Origin of the sequence: Saccharopolyspora cebuensis, from assembly GCF_039542665.1 — a bacterium.
Lineage (GTDB): Bacteria > Actinomycetota > Actinomycetes > Mycobacteriales > Pseudonocardiaceae > Saccharopolyspora > Saccharopolyspora cebuensis.
In genome coordinates this window covers 43,419-60,841 of the sequence record NZ_BAABII010000004.1, presented here as the reverse complement: position 1 = coordinate 60,841, position 17,423 = coordinate 43,419, and the positions used below count along the sequence as shown (strand labels likewise).

Sequence of the window (17,423 nt, the reverse complement as noted above, 5' to 3'; positions counted from 1 at the left end):
CCGGGGCCGCCCGCGCCGGAACCGCCGCCCGAGGCGCGCCCAGCGGCCCGGCGGCGCAGGCCGCTGATCGCGGTGGCCGCGGTCGCCGTGGTGCTGCTCGTCCTCGGCGCGATCCTCGTGCCGGGGTGGATGCGCAGCACGCAGATCGCCGAACCGCCCGCGCCGGTCCGGCTGGAACCGGAGATCACCGCGCTCGGCGGGTCGTCGGCGCCGAGCACGGCCGGGATCGACGCGGCGCTCGCCGAACCGCTGACCAACCCGGCGCTCGGCCAGTTCGCCGGGATCGTGTTCGACGCCAGCACCGGCGAGCCGGTGTGGCAGCGCGACGCGGGCACCTCGCTGGTGCCCGCCTCGACGGGCAAGGTCCTGTCGATGAGCGCCGTGCTGCTCGGGCTGGACCACGACAAGCGGTTCAGCACCAAGGTCGTGCGCGGTGCCGAGCCGGGCAGCGTGGTGCTGGTCGGCGGCGGTGACGTGACGCTGTCCGCGCTGCCGGCGGGCGAGGAGTCGTTCTACCCGGACGCGCCGAAGTTCGACGACCTGCTCGCCCAGGTGCGGGCCGCCACCGGAGGTCCGGTGACCTCGGTGCGGGTCGACACCAGCCGCTACTCCGGTCCGCTGCTGGCCGAGGGCTGGCTGCCCGAGGACATCCCGGGCGGGTACGTCGCCCCGGTGCAGCCGGTGATGCTGGACGGCGGCCGGGCCGACCCGAAGGTGAACTACAGCCCGCGCCCGCCGGACCCCGCGCTGGAGGCGGGCAAGGCGCTGGCCGCCGAGCTCGGCGCCTCGTCGGTCTCGGCCGGGACCGCACCGCCGAACGCCCAGGTGCTCGGCGAGGTCAAGTCGGCGACGGTGCGGGAGCAGGTCGAGACGGTGCTCCGGCACTCGGACAACCTGCTCGCCGAAACGCTGATCCGCGAGCTCGCCATCGCCACCGGGCACCCGCCCTCGTTCGCGGGCGGCACCGCGGCGGTGCGGGAGGTGCTGACCCGCCACGGCTTCGACCTGACCGGGGTGCGGCTGGCCGACGGCAGCGGGCTGTCGACGGCGGACCGGGCGACCCCGAAGGTCCTCGGCTCGGTGCTGGCGGCGGCCAACGCCCCCGCCACGCCCGAGGGCGGGCTGCCGGAGCGCGCCGCGAAGCTGCGCGCGCTGCTGCCCGGGATCCCGGTGGCCGGTGGCTGGGGCAGCCTCGACGACCGCTTCCAGGGCACCCCCGGCCAGGGCTGGGCCCGGGCCAAGACCGGCACGCTCAGCGGGGTGAACAGCCTGGCGGGCTCGGTGCTCACCGAGGACGGCCGGTTGCTGGTGTTCGCGCTGATGTCCAACGGCACCAGCCCGGTGGAGGCCCGCCCAGCGCTCGACGACGTGGTGGACGCCCTGCGCGGCTGCGGCTGCGGCTGACATCCGTCCGGCCGCGCCGATCACGGGTACCGTCGGAGCTGTGAACGCCGGACCCACCGCGGCGCCCCGCCGGGACGCCGCCGCTCCCGCCCCGCTGAACTGGGACGTCGCCGTCGCGACGGCTTCCCGGCTGATCAAGCCAGGTCCGGAGGTGCCGCGCGCGGAGGCCGAGCGCGCGGTGCGCGGCCTGCGCCGGTTCAGCGTCGAGGCGGAGACGCACGTCCGCGAGGTGACCGGGCTGGGCCAGGACCTGCCCATCGCCGAGGGCGACGTGGTCGACCGGCGGGACTGGCTGCGCGGCGCCGCCGAGGGCCTGGACCTGCTCACCGAGGACGCCATGGCCGCCGTGGACGGCGGTGAGCGGAGCCCGGCGGGGGACTTCTTCGGCGGGCTCAGCGCCCGCGGCGCGGGCGTGCAGGCCGGGGTGGTGCTGGCCTACCTGGGCAGCAAGGTGCTCGGCCAGTTCGACCCCTACGGCGCGGCCCCGGTGCCCGGCCAGCGCGGTCGGCTGCTGCTGGTCGCGCCCAACATCGTCGCCGCGCAGCGCGGTCTCGGCGTGCCCGCCGAGGACTTCTCGATGTGGGTCTGCCTGCACGAGTCCACCCACCGGCTCCAGTTCAACGCGGTCCCGTGGCTGCGCGAGCACTTCGCCCGCAACCTCGGCGAGCTGCTCGGCGCGATGGAGGGCGGCGCGGCCGAGGTGCTGGGGCGGTTGCCCGCGGCGCTGCGCGAGGTGCGGTCCGGCCGCCCGGCCGACGCCAGCCCGGGCGTGCTCGGCGTCGTCGAGCTGCTGCAGGGCCCGGAGCAGCGCGAGGTGCTGGACCGCATCCTGGCCCTGTCCACGCTGCTGGAAGGCCACGCCGATCACGTGATGGACGCCGTGGGGCCCCGGGTGGTGCCCAGCGTGACCACCATCCGCGCGCGGTTCACCCAGCGCCGCAACGGCGGCGGCCCGGTGGACCGGGTGCTGCGCAGCCTGCTCGGGGTGGACGCCAAGATCCGCCAGTACGCCCAGGGCGCGGCGTTCACCGAACACGTGGTGGGCGCCGTCGGCATGGCCGGCTTCAACGCGGTCTGGGCCTCGCCGGAGCACCTGCCGACCCGCGCCGAGATCACCGATCCCGCCGCCTGGCTGCGCCGCGTCCACGGCTGACCCGCGCCCGCGTCGGGGCGTCGGCGGCGGCGAGAATGGGCGGGTGCCGCCCCACCCCGCCGTCAGCGCGACGCGCGTCGCCGTGCGCGCCCTGCTGGACAGCTCCCACCGAACCGGTCCGGTGGCGGTGGCCTGCTCGGGTGGCGCCGATTCGCTGGCGCTGGCCGCGGCGACCGCGCACGTCGCGACCAGGCGCGGCATCGACGTGCACGGGCTGGTGGTGGACCACGGCCTGCAACCGGGGTCGGCCGAGGTGGCGGCGCGGGCCGCCGAGCAGCTCCGCGAGCTGGGCTGCGCCGAGGTCCGGGTGCTCGACGTCGAGGTGACCGGTCCCGGCGGGACCGAGGCCGCCGCGCGCCGGGCCCGGTACGCGGCGCTGGACGCCGCGCGACCCGGCGGGCTGGTGCTGCTCGGGCACACCCTCGACGACCAGGCGGAGACGGTGCTGCTCGGGCTCGGCCGGGGCTCCGGACCCCGGTCGATCGCCGGGATGCGCCCGCTCGACCCGCCGTGGGGACGTCCGCTGCTGGACGTGCGCCGGGCCACCACCGAGGCGGCCTGCGCGGCGCAGGGCCTCGTCCCGTGGCGCGATCCGCACAACGCCGACGAGCGGTTCACCCGTGTGCGGTTGCGCACAGCGGTGCTGCCGCTGCTGGAGGAGGTGCTCCAAGGCGGGGTGGCGCCCGCGCTGGCCCGCACCGCCCGGCAGCTCCGGGAGGACGTCGACGCGCTCGACGGGCTCGCCGAGGAGCTCCTGCCGCTGGTCGCGGCGGGTCCGGAACTGGACGCGGCGGCGCTGGCCGGGCACCCCGGGGCGCTGCGCAGGCGGGTGCTGCGGAGCTGGCTGCGCGCGCGAGGTGTTCCGCAGATCACCGACGCCCAGCTCCGCGCGGCCGATGCCCTCGTGGCCGACTGGACCGGGCAGGGCGGCCCGGCGCTGCCCGGCGACTTTGTGCTGCGCCGGACACGTGGCAGGCTGCTGCTCACAGCGGCGCAACGCGGGGTGGCGAATGGCTGAACATCCGCGGACGAGTCGAGTCGGGAAGAGGGGAAGCCGGGCCGTGTACGACGGCGACATCGCATCGGTGCTCATCAGCGAGCAGCAGATCAACGACAAGATCCGCGAGCTGGCCGACCAGGTCGGTGCGGACTACGGGACCGACCGGGGCAGCGACCTGGTGCTGGTCGGCGTGCTCAAGGGCGCGGTCATGTTCATGACCGACTTCGCCCGGGCGCTGGACCAGCCGGCGCAGCTCGAATTCATGGCGGTGAGCTCCTACGGCTCGTCGACCTCCTCGTCGGGCGTGGTGCGCATCCTCAAGGACCTCGACCGCGACATCGCCGGCCGGCACGTGCTCATCGTCGAGGACATCATCGACTCCGGGCTCACCCTGTCCTGGCTGCTCAAGAACCTCCAGTCGCGGGGCCCGGCCTCGCTGGAGGTCTGCACGCTGCTGCGCAAGCCGGACGCCGTGCAGGTCGACGTGCCGGTGAAGTACGTGGGCTTCGACATCCCGAACGAGTTCGTCGTCGGGTACGGGCTGGACTACGCCGAGCGGTACCGGGACCTGCCCTACATAGGCACCCTAGACCCCAAGGTCTACACGTCTGGGGTCTGATCAGTCGGTGTCCGTGGTCTTTTTGGCGCGCGGTGCGGGTGGCGGAACCTCAGCGGCCTTCTCGCTCCGGGAGCCGCTCCTCATGTACCCACCCGTACACAGCGTCGCGGCTGTCCTCGCGAGAAGGCCGCTGAGAACCCGCTGCGGTGCAAGCTGCGAGGGTGGGGCAGTGCGGAAGCGGCTCCCGCCGCTTGCCTGACGGTGGTTCCGTTTGCGCCCTCACCCAGGTGGCGAGCGGGTGTGGACGGGGCTTGCGCGGTGCTGATGGGGGCCGGTCCGGTGGGGTCGGGCACATCGGGTGGGGTGGTGGCGGCGTGTTCGCCCTCGGCGGAGCGTGTCCGGATTCCGCCCCTGCGTCCAGGTCGGTGACCGCTGCGGGAGTACGCTCGGTGTTCCGCGTAACGCTCGGCATGGTCGTGCCGACGCACGGGCCGGTACGCTGGTCTGAAGGGGTTGACGGCCATGACGACCCTCGTCAAGCCGAGCACGCCGTCGCCCGAAGTGACAGTCAGGGAGGGTCGAGGCCGCCCGCCGGCCGCAAGTGAATGGACCGAAAGCGCCTGCTCCGCAACCCGCTGCTGTGGATCCTTGCAGCGTTCCTGCTGATCTACGCCTTCAGCGTGCTGTTCGACGAGACCCGCGCCTACCGCGAGGTCTCGACGTCGGACGCGCTGGAGCAGATCGCGCAGGGCAAGGTGGCCGACGCGACCATCGAGGACAAGGAGCAACGGGTTCGGCTGACCCTGAAGGAAGGTCAGTCCTTCGCCGACAGTTCCCTGCTGATCGCGCAGTACCCCGCCGGAGCCACCAACCAGATCGTCGACGAGATCCGCAGCGCCGACGTCCCGCAGTGGAACACCAAGGTCACCCAGGACTCGATCTGGATGACCCTGCTGCTGTACCTGGTGCCGATCGGCATCCTGGTGCTGCTGCTCATGTGGATGATGAACAACGTCCAGGGCGGCGGCAACCGGGTGATGAACTTCGGCAAGTCCAAGGCCAAGCAGCTCACCAAGGACATGCCGCAGACGTTGTTCACCGACGTCGCGGGTGCCGACGAGGCCGTCGAGGAACTCCACGAGATCAAGGACTTCCTGCAGAACCCCGGCCGGTACCAGGCGCTCGGCGCCAAGATCCCGAAGGGCGTGCTGCTCTACGGCCCGCCGGGCACCGGCAAGACCCTGCTGGCCAGGGCGGTCGCCGGTGAGGCCGCCGTGCCGTTCTACTCCATCTCCGGTTCCGACTTCGTCGAGATGTTCGTCGGCGTCGGCGCCTCCCGCGTGCGCGATCTGTTCGAGCAGGCCAAGCAGAACGCGCCGTGCATCATCTTCGTCGACGAGATCGACGCGGTGGGGCGCCAGCGCGGCGCCGGGCTCGGCGGCGGCCACGACGAGCGGGAGCAGACCCTCAACCAGCTCCTCGTCGAGATGGACGGCTTCGACTCGCGCGGCGGCATCATCCTGATCGCCGCCACCAACCGGCCCGACATCCTGGACCCGGCGCTGCTGCGCCCGGGCCGCTTCGACCGGCAGATCCCGGTCTCGGCGCCGGACATGCGCGGTCGCCGCGCCATCCTCGGGGTGCACTCCAAGGGCAAGCCGCTGGCGCAGGACGCCGACCTGGAGGGCCTGGCCAAGCGCACCGTGGGCTTCTCCGGCGCCGACCTGGAGAACGTGGTCAACGAGGCCGCGCTGCTCACCGCGCGGGAGAACGGCCAGCTCATCACGGGTCCCGCGCTGGAGGAGGCGGTCGACCGCGTGATCGGCGGCCCGCGCCGCAAGAGCAAGATCATCTCGGAGCGGGACAAGAAGATCACCGCCTACCACGAGGGCGGGCACGCGCTGGCCGCGTGGGCGATGCCCGACCTGGAGCCGGTGTACAAGCTCACGATCCTGCCGCGCGGTCGCACCGGCGGGCACGCCCTGGTCGTCCCCGAGGACGACAAGGACATGATGACCCGCTCGGAGATGATCGGCCGGCTGGTGTTCGCGCTGGGCGGTCGCTCGGCCGAGGAGCTGGTGTTCCACGAGCCGACCACGGGTGCTTCCAGCGACATCGAGCAGGCGACGAAGATCGCCCGCGCGATGGTCACCGAGTACGGCATGACCGCCCGGCTCGGCGCGGTCAAGTACGGCAAGGAGGAGGGCGACCCGTTCCTGGGCCGCACCGCCGGCCAGCAGCCGAACTACTCGCTGGAGGTCGCGCACGAGATCGACGAGGAGGTGCGCCGGCTCATCGAGGCCGCGCACACCGAGGCGTGGGAGATCCTCAACACCTACCGCGACATCCTCGACGACCTCGTCCTGGAGCTGATGGACAAGGAGACGCTGAACCGCAAGGACCTGGAGCGCATCTTCGCCGACGTGGAGAAGCGCCCCCGGATCACCGCGTTCAACGACTTCGGTGGCCGCACGCCGTCGGAGAAGCCGCCGATCAAGACCCGCGGCGAGCTCGCCAAGGAGCGCGGTGAGCCGTGGCCCCCGGTCGAGGAGCAGCCGACTCCGACGCCGACCCCGATCGGCGGCCCCCAGGGCAACGGCACCGCCGGTGCCCAGCAGGGCGACCCGCAGCAGCAGCCCCAGGGCCAGCCGCCCCAGGGCCAGCCCCAGGGGCAGCAGCCGCAGGGCCAGCCGCAGGGGCAGCAGCCGCAGGGCCAGCCGCAGGGGCAGCAGCCCCAGGGACAGCCCCCGCAGCAGGGGCAGCCGACCCCGGCGGGCGCCTACCAGGGCACGGTGCAGTTCCAGAACCCGCAGGCCCAGTACGGGCAGGTCCCGCACGCGGTGCCGCCGAACTACGGGGCGCCGCCCGGCTGGACCCCGGCGACCTCGCCGGGCGGTCCGGGCTACCCGGCGCCGCAGCAGCAGGGCCAGTACTACAACCCGCAGGGCGGGCAGTACCAGCCCCAGCAGCAGGGCGGCCCGCAGCAGCCCGCCCAGGGCAACCAGTACGACTGGGTGCCGTCCTGGGAGCGCGGGCAGCAGCAGCCGCCGACCGGCGAGCAGAACGGCACGGGCGGGTCGGAGCCGACGACCGGTGGCGACACCGGCAAGGAGTCCGGGGCCGAGGGCGGCTCGGAGCGGCCGCCGGACAACGGCAACGGCACCACGAACCGCTGACTCCGGTGTCGGGGTCCCCGCCCACCCGGGCGGGGGCCTCAGCCGGTGGAGGAACGAACGATTGTCCAGCACCAACGGGCCGGTCGGCGCGGGGGACGACTCCCGCGACGACCGGCCCGCTTCGCATCCGGCCACTTCCGACGACCCGGCCACCTTCGACCACCCGGCCACCTTCGACCAGGCCCGCGCCGAGGCGGCGATCCGCGAGCTGCTGATCGCCACCGGTGAGGACCCGGACCGCGACGGCCTGCGGGACACCCCGGCGCGCGTCGCGCGCTCGTACCGCGAGCTGTTCGCCGGGCTCTACGCCAACCCGGACGAGGTCCTGGACCGGACCTTCGACGAGGCGCACGAGGAACTGGTCCTGGTGCGCGACATCCCGATCTACTCCAGCTGCGAGCACCACCTGCTGCCGTTCCACGGGCACGCCCACGTCGGCTACATCCCGAACGAGCAGGGCCGGGTGACCGGGCTGTCCAAGCTCGCCCGGCTCGTCGACCTCTACGCCCGGCGCCCCCAGGTGCAGGAGCGGATGACCTCGCAGGTGGCCGACGCGCTGGTCCGGCGGCTCGACCCGCGCGGGGTCATCGTGGTCGTCGAGGCGGAGCACCTGTGCATGGGGATGCGCGGCATCCGCAAGGCCGGGGCCACCACGACGACGTCCGCGGTCCGCGGCGTGTTCCGCAGCTCCGCGTCCTCCCGGGCCGAGGCCCTCGCACTGATCAGGGGCAAGTGATGCACGAACTGCTGCCGAACCCGCAGCGCTGCGCCGTGATGGGCGTGCTCAACGTGACACCCGACTCGTTCTCCGATGGCGGGCGCTACCTGGACCGGGACGCCGCCGTCGCGCACGGCGTGGAGATGTTCCGGGCCGGTGCCGACATCATCGACGTCGGCGGCGAGTCCACCCGGCCCGGCTCGGAGCGGGTGGACGCGGCGACCGAGACCGAGCGGGTCGTCCCGGTGGTGCGGGAGCTGCTCGCCGCCGGGGTGCCGGTCAGCGTGGACACCACCCGCGCGAAGGTCGCCGCCGCGGCGGCCGAGGTCGGCGGCGTGGTCATCAACGACGTCTCCGGCGGGCTGGCCGACCCGGAGATGGTGCACGTCGCCGCCGACACCGGGATGCCGTGGGTGCTGATGCACTGGCGCGGCCACAGCAAGGACATGGGCTCGCTGGCCACCTACCGCGACGTGGTCGCCGAGGTGCGCGACGAGCTGCTCGGCCAGGTCGAGGCCGCGCTGGCCGCCGGGGTGCGGGAGGAGGCCATCGTGCTCGACCCGGGTCTCGGCTTCGCCAAGACCGCGGCGCACGACTGGGAGCTGCTCAACCGGCTGGAGGTGTTCACCGGCACCGGCTTCCCGGTCCTGGTCGGCGCCTCCCGCAAGCGGTTCCTCGGGCGGCTGCTGGCCGACGCCGACGGGAAGCCGCGGCCCCCGTCGGGCCGCGAGACGGCGACCGCCGTGGTCTCGGCGCTGTCCGCCGACCGCGGGGCGTGGGGCGTGCGGGTGCACGACGTGCGGGCGTCGCTCGACGCGGTCGCGGTGACCCGGGCGTGGCGGACCGGAGGGGAGAGCTGAGGTGGCGGACCGGATCACCCTCACCGGCCTGCGGGTCCGCGGGCACCACGGGGTCTTCGACGAGGAGAAGCGCGACGGCCACGAGTTCCTGGTCGACATCACGGTGTGGCTGGACCTCGCCGAGGCCGCGGCGACCGACGAGCTGGCCCGGACGCTGCACTACGGCGAGCTGGCCGAACGCGCGGCGGCGATCGTCGGCGGGCCGTCGCGGGACCTGATCGAGACCGTCGCCGGGGAGATCGCCGACGACGTCATGACCGACGACCGGGTGTACGCCACCGAGGTCACCCTGCACAAGCCGACGGCGCCGATCCCGCTGGCCTTCGCCGACGTGGCGGTCACCATGCGCCGGTCGCGGCGCGGGGGTCGCGGCGGCGTGGTCCCGGCCTGAGGGGGCGGCGATGAGCCGAGCGGTGCTGTCCCTGGGGTCCAACCTCGGGGACCGGCTGGCCCACCTGCGGTTGGCGGTGGCGGGCTTCGCCGACGAGCTGGTGGCCGTCTCGTCGGTGTACGAGACGGCGGCCTGGGGCGTCACCGACCAGCCCGACTTCCTCAACGCGATCATCGTGGTGGAGTCCGACCGCTGCGACGAGTGGGCGTGGCTGCGCCGGGGCCAGGAGCTGGAGCGGCGGGCCGAACGCGTCCGGGAACGGCACTGGGGCCCCCGCACCCTCGACGTCGACGTGGTGACCGTCGACGACGTCCGCAGCGACCACCCGGACCTGCTGCTGCCGCACCCGGGCACGCCGACCCGGGCGACGGTCCTCATCCCGTGGCTGCAAGCCGACCCGGACGCCGACCTGCCGGGCCGGGGCCCGGTCCGCGACCTGCTCCGAGCCCTCCCGGAGTCCGAGAAGGCAGGCGTCACCCGCCGGGACGACCTCCCCCTCAGCTGACCCGGAACGGGCACCCACGCCACCCATCCGAGCGATCCTTTCCCAGGTGAGGGGCACCCTTGCCCCAGTTACTTGGACAAGGGTGCCCCTCACTCATCTCACGAACGGGTGAGGGCGAACTGAGTGAGGGGCACCCTGTACCACGTCATGAGGTACAGGGTGCCCCTCACTCGGATCACGATCGGGCGGTTCCGGTCAGGCCCGGTGGTTCCGGTCAGGCCAGGTGGTTCCCCGGTCAGGGCAGGGTGGCTCGGAGTGCTGCTGCGAGCCAGCGGGTCGCAGCCTCGGTGGTGGGGTGCTGGGGCCAGCCGTTGATGGTGGCCAGCAGTTCCCAGAACCGGGACGTGCGCTCGTCGGTGCGCTGCTCGAAGGCGTCGGCGAGCTCCCGGCGGTGCTCCGGGGTGTCGGCGACGCCGTGGTCCTCGGCGGTGTGCCGGGCGAGGCGGTCGGCGAGGTCGCGGCCCCGCTCGCCCGCCGGGTCCTCGCCCGCCTGCTCGGCCTCCCGAGCCGCGTCGGTGATCGCCCAGGACCGCTGGGCGCGTTCCGGGTCCTGCGGCGCCATCGACTCGCCGGCCGCCCGGCGGTCGGCGTGCTCCTGGTAGAGCGCCCGGGTGGCCTGCCGGAAACCGGGGTCCTCGACGAGCTCGGCCAGCTCGATCCAGGCCTCGACCTGCTCCGCGGTCGGGTCGGCGGGCAGGGCGGGCCGGGCCGAGCGCAGCCAGGCGTCGAACTCGGGGTTGATGTCGAGCCCGGCGATCACCTCGTTCCAGAACTCGTCGATGAGCCGGTCGCGCTCCTCGTCGGACATCCGCGCGAGCTTGTGCATGAGCTTCACTTCCTCCGTCGATCGGTTCAGCTTGACGACGGCCCGCAGCACCGCTCGCCGGGTCTGCACCACCCGGAGCTGCTCGTCGAGCAGGTCCAGGTGGGTGCGCGCGAGCCCGGCCATGCTGGTCTCGCTGCCCAGCACCCGCCGCACCTCCGCCAGCCCGGCGCCGAGTTCGCGCAGGGTGCGGACCAGTTCCAGCCGCCGGATCGCCGAGACGTCGTAGAGCCGGTAGCCCGCGGGCGTGCGGTCGGTGGGCGGCACGATGCCGCGGTCGGCGTAGAACCGGATGGTCTTGACGCTCAGCCCGGTGCGCCGGGCGAGCTCGCCGATCGTGTAGCGCGTTCCGTCGTCCACGGGAGCCACCTTCGGCCCTCCCCTCGGTGGAGGCTCAAGTCCGAACCTCGACGTCGTCGCGAGGCGAGTTCAACGGCGGGTCCGGAGGTGCCATCCTGGTGGGGTGGCACCACGGCAGGACGAGCGCATGACCTTCACCCAGCCCCGCCAGCTCCTCACGGTCGCGCTGGTCGGAGCGCTGGTGAGCTTCCTGGGCACGCAGCTGTTCTACGGGAGCCTGCCGCCGCTGCCGCTGCCGGTGGGGGCGACGCTGCTGGTGGTCGCGGTGATCGACCTCGTGCTGGCGATCGTGATGCGCCCGCGCATCCGCCGCAAGGAGGGCGTCGAGCCGGTCGACCGGATCACCGCCGCCCGAGCGGTGGCGCTGGCCAAGGCGTCCTCGCTGGCCGGGGCCCTGATGGGCGGGATCTGGATCGGCCTGCTGGCCTACCTCTCGCAGCGCTGGGGGACCGTGGACGTCGCCCGGACCGACGCGCTGGCGTCGGTGGTCGGCCTGATCAGCGCGGCGGCGCTGGTGGGCGCCGGGCTGTGGCTGGAGCACTGCCTGCGCAACCCCGACGAGCCGGACGAGCCCGACGACCGCGAGTAGGCGGTCCGCCCAGCGCCCACCGGCACCTCGCGGATCACCGGCGGTCCGCAGTTCCCTTCGGGTCTCGAACCCATAACCGCCCGGTACCGTGGACGGCATGTCCGACTCCGGCGGTTCCGACTCCGCCCCCAGGCGTTCCGGCGCGTTGTGGACCGCGGCGTTGCTGCTCGCGGCCGCCGCCACCGCCGTCCTGGTGCTCAGCGACGACGCGCGCCTGCTGCGGTTGGGTCTGGTCGCCGCGCTGTGGTCGGCGCTGCTGGCCGCGTTCGCGGTCGCCAAGCTGCGCAGCCGGGTCGTGGAGAAGGAGCGGGAGGCTGCCGAGCGGCAGCGGATCTACGAGCTGGAGCTGGAGCGGGAGATCGCCGCCCGCCAGGAGTTCGAGGCCGAGGCCGAGGCGGAGGCCCGCCGCAAGGCCGCCGAGGAGTCCGAGGGCGAGCTGCGCGCCTTGCAGTCGGAGTTGCAGCGGCTGCGGGCGTCGCTGGAGCAGGTGCTCGGCGGTGACGTGCTGTTCGAACGGGTCGCGCTGCGCGCCGAGTCCACCCGGGTGCGGTCGTTGCAGGAGGGCGCGGAGTTCGTGCCGCCGGGGGAATCGCGGGAGCTGCCGGGGTCACCCGCCACGTCCGGGTCGGGCGGCACGGACCTGGTGCAGCGGGTGTCGGGCCGGTTCGAGGAGCCGCCGTCGGCGCCGCAGCGGCGGCCGGACCGCAGCCAGTACGAGCACCCGGCGAAGCCGCCCGCGGCGAACCGGCCCCGTCCGGCCGCCACGCCGCCGAACCCAGCGCCCCAGAACCCAGCGCCCCAGAACCCAGCACCGCCCAACCCCGCGTCGCCACCGAATCCCGCGCCCCAGAACGCCGCGCCGCCGAAGCCGCCCGCACCCGGCGCGGTCGCGCCGGACCAGGCCGCCCCCGCCCCGGAGGACGACCCGGCGGGCGCGCACGCCGAGGGCACCTCGGTGAACGAGTTGCTGGCGGCTTACGGGACGGAGACGAAGAGGCGACGTCGCCGTCGCGGGTGAGGTGGATCGCGCTCACCCGGGCGGCGTTCGCCCGGCGGGATCTCTAGGGTTCCTCCCGTGACCTCTCCTGATCTTCAGGCCGCCGACCTCTCCGGTGCTCGGCGGCTCCAGACCCGGAAGCACCTCGCCGTCGGCTGGCCGATCGCCGGACTCATCGTGCTCGGCATGTGCGGGCTGGTGATGCTGGGAGTCACCACCTCGCGGGTCGGCGGGCTGGCCGCTTCCGTCGGGGCGGTGGCCGCGCTGCTGCCGGTCGCCGTCGTCTTCGCCGCGATCGTGTGGATCGACCGCTGGGAGCCGGAGCCGCCGATGCTGCTGGTCGGCGCGTTCCTGTGGGGTGCGGGCGGGGCCACGGCCAGCGCCCTGCTGCTCAACGACGCCGTCACCAACCTCGGCGACCTCCTGCTCGGACCGACCGACCACCGCTTCTTCCAGATGGCCGTCATGGCGCCGGTGGTCGAGGAGGCCGCCAAGGCGCTGTTCGTCGTCGCGCTGTGGTTCCGCCGCCGCTCGGAGTTCAACGGGCTGGTCGACGGCATCGTCTACGCCGCGCTGACCGCCGCCGGGTTCGCCTTCATCGAGAACATCCTGTACTTCGGCAAGGCCTTCGCCGAGGGCGGCCTCGGCGGGGTCAGCGGCGGGGTCGTCGCCGTGTTCATCCTCCGCGGGGTGCTGGCGCCGTTCTCGCACCCGCTGTTCAGCGCGATGATCGGCATCGGCATCGGGCTGGCCTCGCGCACCGAGGACAAGCGGATGCGGGTGCTGTACCCGGTGCTGGGCTACCTGGCCGCGGTGGTGCTGCACGCGGTGTGGAACGCCTCCACGCTGCTCGGCGGCACCGAGTTCCTCAACATGTACTTCCTCATCATGGTCCCGATCTTCTTCGGCACCGGTTGGCTGGTGATGTGGCAGCGCAAGCGCGAGCAGCGGATCGTCGCCGAGCAGCTCCCGGTGCTCCAGCGGGCGGGGCTCATCGTGCGCAGCGAGGTGGAGATGCTGGCCAGCCTGGCGGGTCGCCGCGGCTGGCTGCGCAAGGTGCGCCGGGGCGCGGGCGCCGAGGCCGCCAAGGCGGTGCGCGACTACCAGATCGCGGTGACCGAGCTGGCGTTCCTCCAGCACCGCGCCGCCCAGGGCCGCACCACCAGCGCCGCCCGCCGCGCCCGGCGGGAGAAGCTGATCGCCGACCTCAAGCACGCCCGCCGCTCGGCCACCGGCAACCAGCACGCCATCCGCACCGCGCGGATCAAGATCGACGAGCTGACCAGGGCCAACATCAAGCGCCCGGTCCGGCGGCAGTGACGCCCCGCCGCGCCGGGACCGGTCGTGGCGCTCGCCACCTCGCGGCGTCGGACCGGCGTCGACCGGCTAGTCTCGCGCTGCTGTCCGGTACCCGGAGTGGACTGGAACGGTAGGGAGGACGACGTGGTTTCTGCTGGGCGACGGGGTCCCCGGCTGCGGGTGGGCGTCGTGTCCGCCGGCCGGGTGGGCGCCGTGCTGGGCGCGGCACTGCGCCGCGCGGGTCATCAGGTCGACGCCGCGGCGGCGGTGTCCGACGCCTCGGTGCGCCGCGCCGAGGAGCTGCTGCCGGGAGCGGCGGTGCTGCCGCCGGACGAGGTCGCCGCGCAGGCCGACCTGGTGCTGCTGGCGGTGCCCGACGACGCGATCGCCGGGCTGGTCCGGGGCCTGGTGGCCACCGGATCGCTGCGCCAGGGCCAGATGCTGGTGCACACCTCGGGTGCGCACGGCGTGGCGGTGCTGGCCCCCGCCGCCGAGGTCGGGGTGCTGCCGCTGGCGCTGCACCCGGCGATGACCTTCACCGGTCGCGCCGAGGACGTCGAGCGGCTGGCCACCGCGTGCACCGCGGTCACCGCCGCCGACGACGCGGGGTGGGCCGTGGCCGAGGCGCTGGCGCTGGAGCTGGGCATGGAGCCGGTGCGGGTGCCGGAGGAGGCTCGCGCGCTGTACCACGCAGCCCTCACCCACGGCGCGAACCACCTGATCACGCTGGTCAACGACTGCGCGGCGCTGCTGCGCGCGGCCGGGATCGAGCCCGCCGACCGGGTGATGGCCCCAATCCTGTCCGCGTCCCTGGACAACGCGCTGCGGATGGGCGACCGCGCGATCACCGGTCCGGTGGTGCGCGGGGACGCTGGCACCGTCCGCGACCACCTCGCCGCGCTGGACGGGACCGATCCGGAGGCGCTGCCCGGCTACCGCGCGCTGGCCCGGCGCACCGCCGCGCGCGCCGAGCGGGCCGGGCTGCTGCGCGCCGACGCCGCCGCCGAGGTGCGCGACGCCCTGGAGGAGCGATGACCGCCGCCGAACTCGCCGGGGCGGGCCCCGGCTACACCCCGGGCGAGCTGACCGTGCACCACGAGCCCGCCGAGCTGGCGGTGGTCACCCGCGCGCTGCGCGCCGCGGGGCGCACCGTGGTGCTGGTGCCGACGATGGGCGCGCTGCACCGCGGGCACCGCGAGCTGATCCGCCGCGCCCGCCGCGACCCGAACACCGTGGTGGTCGTGTCGATCTTCGTCAACCCGCTGCAGTTCGGCCCGGCCGAGGACTTCGAGCGCTACCCGCGCACCCCGGACGCCGACCTGGACGCCTGCCGCGCCGAGGGCGTCGGCCTGGTGCTGGCCCCGTCGGTGCGGGCGATGCACGGGGACGACCCGCAGATCACCGTCCGGGTCGCCGACTTGGGCGACCAGCTCGAAGGGGCGTCCCGGCCGGGGCACTTCGACGGGATGCTGACCGTGGTGCTGAAGCTGCTCACCATCGTCCGGCCCAACCTGGCGCTGTTCGGCGAGAAGGACTACCAGCAGCTGGTGCTGGTCCGGCGGATGGTGCGCGAGCTGCACCTGGACGCGGCGGTCCAGGGCGTGCCGACGATCCGGGAACCCGACGGCCTCGCGCTGTCGTCCCGCAACGCCTACCTCACCGCCGAGCAGCGGGAGGCGGCGCTGGTGCTGTCGGCGGCGCTGACCGCCGGGGCGCACGCGGCCCCGGCCGGTCCCGACGCGGTGCTGTCCGCCGCGCGCGAGGTGCTGGCCACCGAACCGCTCGTCGAGGTCGACTACCTGGAGCTGCGCGATCCGGAGCTGGGGCCCGTCCCCGCCGAGGGCGAGGCGCGGCTGCTCGTCGCCGCCGCCGTGGGCGGCACCCGGCTGATCGACAACGCGCTGGTGCTGCTCGGCGATCCGGGCGTTCCGTCGTGACCGTCCGGGTCCGCGGCCGGGTGCCGGGACCGGTGGGCCACAATGCCCCCGGGCCGACCCGGCGACCACGTCGCGGCGCCGCCGCGGTGTCCGAAGGCCCCACGTGCGCGCAGGGAGGTCCGCGATGTTCCGCACGATGCTGAAGTCCAAGATCCACCGGGCCACGGTGACCCAGGCCGACCTGCACTACGTCGGTTCGGTGACCATCGACGCCGACCTGATGGACGCCGCCGACCTGCTCGAAGGCGAGCAGGTGGCGATCGTCGACATCACCAACGGCGCCCGGCTGGAGACCTACGCGATCACCGGTGCCCGCGGGTCCGGGGTGATCGGGATCAACGGCGCCGCCGCGCACCTGATCAGCCCCGGCGACCTGGTCATCCTGATGTCCTACGGGGTGCTGGACGAGCTGGAGGCGCGCTCGGTGCGGCCGAAGGTGCTGTTCGTCGACGCGGACAACCGGATCGTCGAGCGCGGCACCGACCCGGCCGCCGCCCCCGAGGGATCCGGCCTGGTCAGCGGCGCCGAGACCGACGACGCCGCCAAGCTCGACGCGCTGCTCCAGCAGCCCGAGAACTAGGGGACCCGCGGTGCTGCTCGCCATCGACATCGGCAACACCAACATCACGGTGGGCGTCTACGACCCGGCGGGCGACGAGCTGGTCCGGGACTGGCGGATGCGGACCGAACCGCGGATGACCGCCGACGAGCTGTCGCTGACCATGCGCGGCCTGATCGGCGGCTACGCGGAGCGGATCACCGGCATCGCGGCGCTGTCCACGGTGCCCGCGCTGCTGCGGGAGCTGCGGGTGATGCTCGAACGCGACTGGGACGACCTGCCGCGCGTGGTGGTGGAGCCGGGGGTGCGCACCGGGGTCCCGCTGCTGGTGGACAACCCGAAGGAGGTGGGCGCCGACCGGGTGATCAACACCCTGGCCGCGCACCACCTGCACGCCACCAACTGCGTGGTGGTGGACTTCGGCACCTCCACCAACATCGACGTGATCTCGGCGCGCGGCGAGTTCCTCGGCGGCGTGTTCGCCCCCGGCATCGAGATCTCGCTGGACGCGCTGGCCGCGCGCGCCGCCCAGCTCCGCAAGGTGGAGCTGGCCGCGCCCCGGTCGGTGATCGGCAAGAACACCGTGGAATGCCTCCAGTCCGGCATCCTCTACGGGTTCGCCGGGCAGGTCGACGGGCTGGTCCGGCGGATCGTCGAGGAGCTGGGGGCGAGCCGCCCCGGCCCGACGGCGGTGCTGGCCACCGGCGGCCTCGCGCCGCTGGTCCTGGCCGAGTCGGAGACGATCGACCACCACGTGCCGGACCTGACGCTGCAAGGACTCAAGCTCGTCTTCGACCGGAACATGGGTTGAAGTGTGGTCTTTTTGCGGGGCGGTGCGGGTGGCGGAACCTCAGCGGCCTTCTCGCTCCGGGCGCCCTTCTTGATGTATGCCAATACACGGCATCAGGGCGTCCTCGCGAGAAGGCCGCTGAGAACCCGCGGCGGTGCCGGTGCCGTGCGTGGGGTACTGCGGAAGCGGCTTCCGCCGCTTGCCTGACGGTGGTTGGCTCGTGTTCTGGCGGTGCGGAGCCTCGGCTTCGCCGCTTGGGCGGGGTGTGGGGTACCGCCGAAAGGCTGCCTGGTGACAGCGCCC

17 protein-coding genes are annotated in these 17,423 nt (G+C 73.9%); 16 read left to right on the top strand and 1 reads right to left on the bottom strand.

Annotated features, from left to right (window positions below; translation table 11 throughout):
* The 9 genes from dacB to folK all read left to right on the top strand — a co-directional run.
* Positions 1-1,404 (top strand): D-alanyl-D-alanine carboxypeptidase/D-alanyl-D-alanine endopeptidase (gene dacB / locus ABD976_RS06830; RefSeq protein WP_345358970.1); only part of this gene is annotated, 1,404 nt, incomplete at its 5' end.
* A 40-nt stretch (positions 1,405-1,444) separates the two neighbouring features.
* The gene (locus ABD976_RS06825) at positions 1,445-2,557 is read left to right on the top strand and encodes a zinc-dependent metalloprotease (protein WP_345358967.1); all 1,113 of its coding nucleotides are present in this window, start codon (positions 1,445-1,447) and stop codon (positions 2,555-2,557) included.
* A 43-nt stretch (positions 2,558-2,600) separates the two neighbouring features.
* Positions 2,601-3,575, top strand: a complete 975-nt coding sequence (tilS, locus tag ABD976_RS06820; protein ID WP_345358964.1) for a tRNA lysidine(34) synthetase TilS — start codon at positions 2,601-2,603, stop codon at positions 3,573-3,575.
* Between the two features lie 43 nt (positions 3,576-3,618).
* Positions 3,619-4,176, top strand: a complete 558-nt coding sequence (gene hpt / locus ABD976_RS06815; protein WP_345358961.1) for a hypoxanthine phosphoribosyltransferase — start codon at positions 3,619-3,621, stop codon at positions 4,174-4,176.
* A 545-nt stretch (positions 4,177-4,721) separates the two neighbouring features.
* Positions 4,722-7,292 carry an ATP-dependent zinc metalloprotease FtsH gene (ftsH, locus tag ABD976_RS06810; RefSeq protein ID WP_345358958.1) on the top strand — a complete coding sequence of 857 codons (2,571 nt, stop codon included), beginning with the start codon at positions 4,722-4,724 and terminating at the stop codon, positions 7,290-7,292.
* Positions 7,293-7,353: 61 nt separating this feature from the next.
* Positions 7,354-8,028, top strand: a complete 675-nt coding sequence (folE, locus tag ABD976_RS06805) for a GTP cyclohydrolase I FolE (RefSeq protein ID WP_345358955.1) — start codon at positions 7,354-7,356, stop codon at positions 8,026-8,028.
* Positions 8,028-8,870 carry a dihydropteroate synthase gene (folP, locus tag ABD976_RS06800; RefSeq protein WP_345358952.1) on the top strand — a complete coding sequence of 281 codons (843 nt, stop codon included), beginning with the start codon at positions 8,028-8,030 and terminating at the stop codon, positions 8,868-8,870. The genes folE and folP overlap by 1 nt, the downstream gene beginning before the upstream one ends.
* Before the next feature lies 1 nt (position 8,871).
* A complete protein-coding gene (folB, locus tag ABD976_RS06795; RefSeq protein ID WP_345358950.1) occupies positions 8,872-9,261 on the top strand; it encodes a dihydroneopterin aldolase in 390 nt (129 codons plus the stop codon).
* A gap of 10 nt (positions 9,262-9,271) precedes the next feature.
* Entirely contained in the window at positions 9,272-9,766 is a 495-nt protein-coding gene (gene folK, locus ABD976_RS06790) for a 2-amino-4-hydroxy-6-hydroxymethyldihydropteridine diphosphokinase (protein ID WP_345358948.1), read from the top strand.
* A gap of 235 nt (positions 9,767-10,001) precedes the next feature.
* On the opposite strand, the gene ABD976_RS06785 is transcribed toward folK, so the two are convergent.
* The gene (locus tag ABD976_RS06785; RefSeq protein WP_345358946.1) at positions 10,002-10,949 is read right to left on the bottom strand and encodes a MerR family transcriptional regulator; all 948 of its coding nucleotides are present in this window, start codon (positions 10,947-10,949) and stop codon (positions 10,002-10,004) included.
* Between the two features lie 103 nt (positions 10,950-11,052).
* Between ABD976_RS06785 and ABD976_RS06780 the strand changes: the two genes are divergently transcribed.
* The 7 genes from ABD976_RS06780 (at position 11,053) to ABD976_RS06750 (ending at position 17,141) form a co-directional block, all read left to right on the top strand.
* Positions 11,053-11,538 (top strand): DUF3180 domain-containing protein, encoded by a 486-nt coding sequence (locus ABD976_RS06780; protein WP_345358944.1) that lies wholly within the window; start codon positions 11,053-11,055, stop codon positions 11,536-11,538.
* A 97-nt stretch (positions 11,539-11,635) separates the two neighbouring features.
* The gene (locus ABD976_RS06775) at positions 11,636-12,556 is read left to right on the top strand and encodes a DUF6779 domain-containing protein (RefSeq protein WP_345358941.1); all 921 of its coding nucleotides are present in this window, start codon (positions 11,636-11,638) and stop codon (positions 12,554-12,556) included.
* A gap of 57 nt (positions 12,557-12,613) precedes the next feature.
* On the top strand, positions 12,614-13,855 hold the full coding sequence (locus ABD976_RS06770; protein WP_345358938.1) for a PrsW family intramembrane metalloprotease: 1,242 nt from the start codon (positions 12,614-12,616) through the stop codon (positions 13,853-13,855).
* Between the two features lie 123 nt (positions 13,856-13,978).
* Positions 13,979-14,869 carry a Rossmann-like and DUF2520 domain-containing protein gene (locus ABD976_RS06765; protein WP_345358935.1) on the top strand — a complete coding sequence of 297 codons (891 nt, stop codon included), beginning with the start codon at positions 13,979-13,981 and terminating at the stop codon, positions 14,867-14,869.
* Positions 14,866-15,771, top strand: coding sequence for a pantoate--beta-alanine ligase (gene panC / locus ABD976_RS06760; protein WP_345358932.1), 906 nt, complete (start codon positions 14,866-14,868; stop codon positions 15,769-15,771). The genes ABD976_RS06765 and panC overlap by 4 nt, the downstream gene beginning before the upstream one ends.
* A gap of 124 nt (positions 15,772-15,895) precedes the next feature.
* Complete coding sequence (gene panD, locus ABD976_RS06755) at positions 15,896-16,351, top strand: aspartate 1-decarboxylase (RefSeq protein ID WP_345358929.1); 456 nt, start codon at positions 15,896-15,898, stop codon at positions 16,349-16,351.
* 10 nt (positions 16,352-16,361) lie between these two features.
* On the top strand, positions 16,362-17,141 hold the full coding sequence (locus ABD976_RS06750; protein ID WP_345358926.1) for a type III pantothenate kinase: 780 nt from the start codon (positions 16,362-16,364) through the stop codon (positions 17,139-17,141).
* Positions 17,142-17,423: the final 282 nt, after the last annotated feature.

What these genes read in the sequence shown, in the direction of transcription:
- ABD976_RS06775 (WP_345358941.1), top strand. Translation starts at nt 11,636, where the DNA reads ATGTCCGACTCCGGCGGTTCCGACTCCGCCCCCAGGCGTTCCGGCGCG.
- ftsH (WP_345358958.1), top strand. Translation starts at nt 4,722, where the DNA reads ATGGACCGAAAGCGCCTGCTCCGCAACCCGCTGCTGTGGATCCTTGCA.
- panD (WP_345358929.1), top strand. Translation starts at nt 15,896, where the DNA reads ATGTTCCGCACGATGCTGAAGTCCAAGATCCACCGGGCCACGGTGACC.
- folP (WP_345358952.1), top strand. Translation starts at nt 8,028, where the DNA reads ATGCACGAACTGCTGCCGAACCCGCAGCGCTGCGCCGTGATGGGCGTG.
- folK (WP_345358948.1), top strand. Translation starts at nt 9,272, where the DNA reads ATGAGCCGAGCGGTGCTGTCCCTGGGGTCCAACCTCGGGGACCGGCTG.
- panC (WP_345358932.1), top strand. Translation starts at nt 14,866, where the DNA reads ATGACCGCCGCCGAACTCGCCGGGGCGGGCCCCGGCTACACCCCGGGC.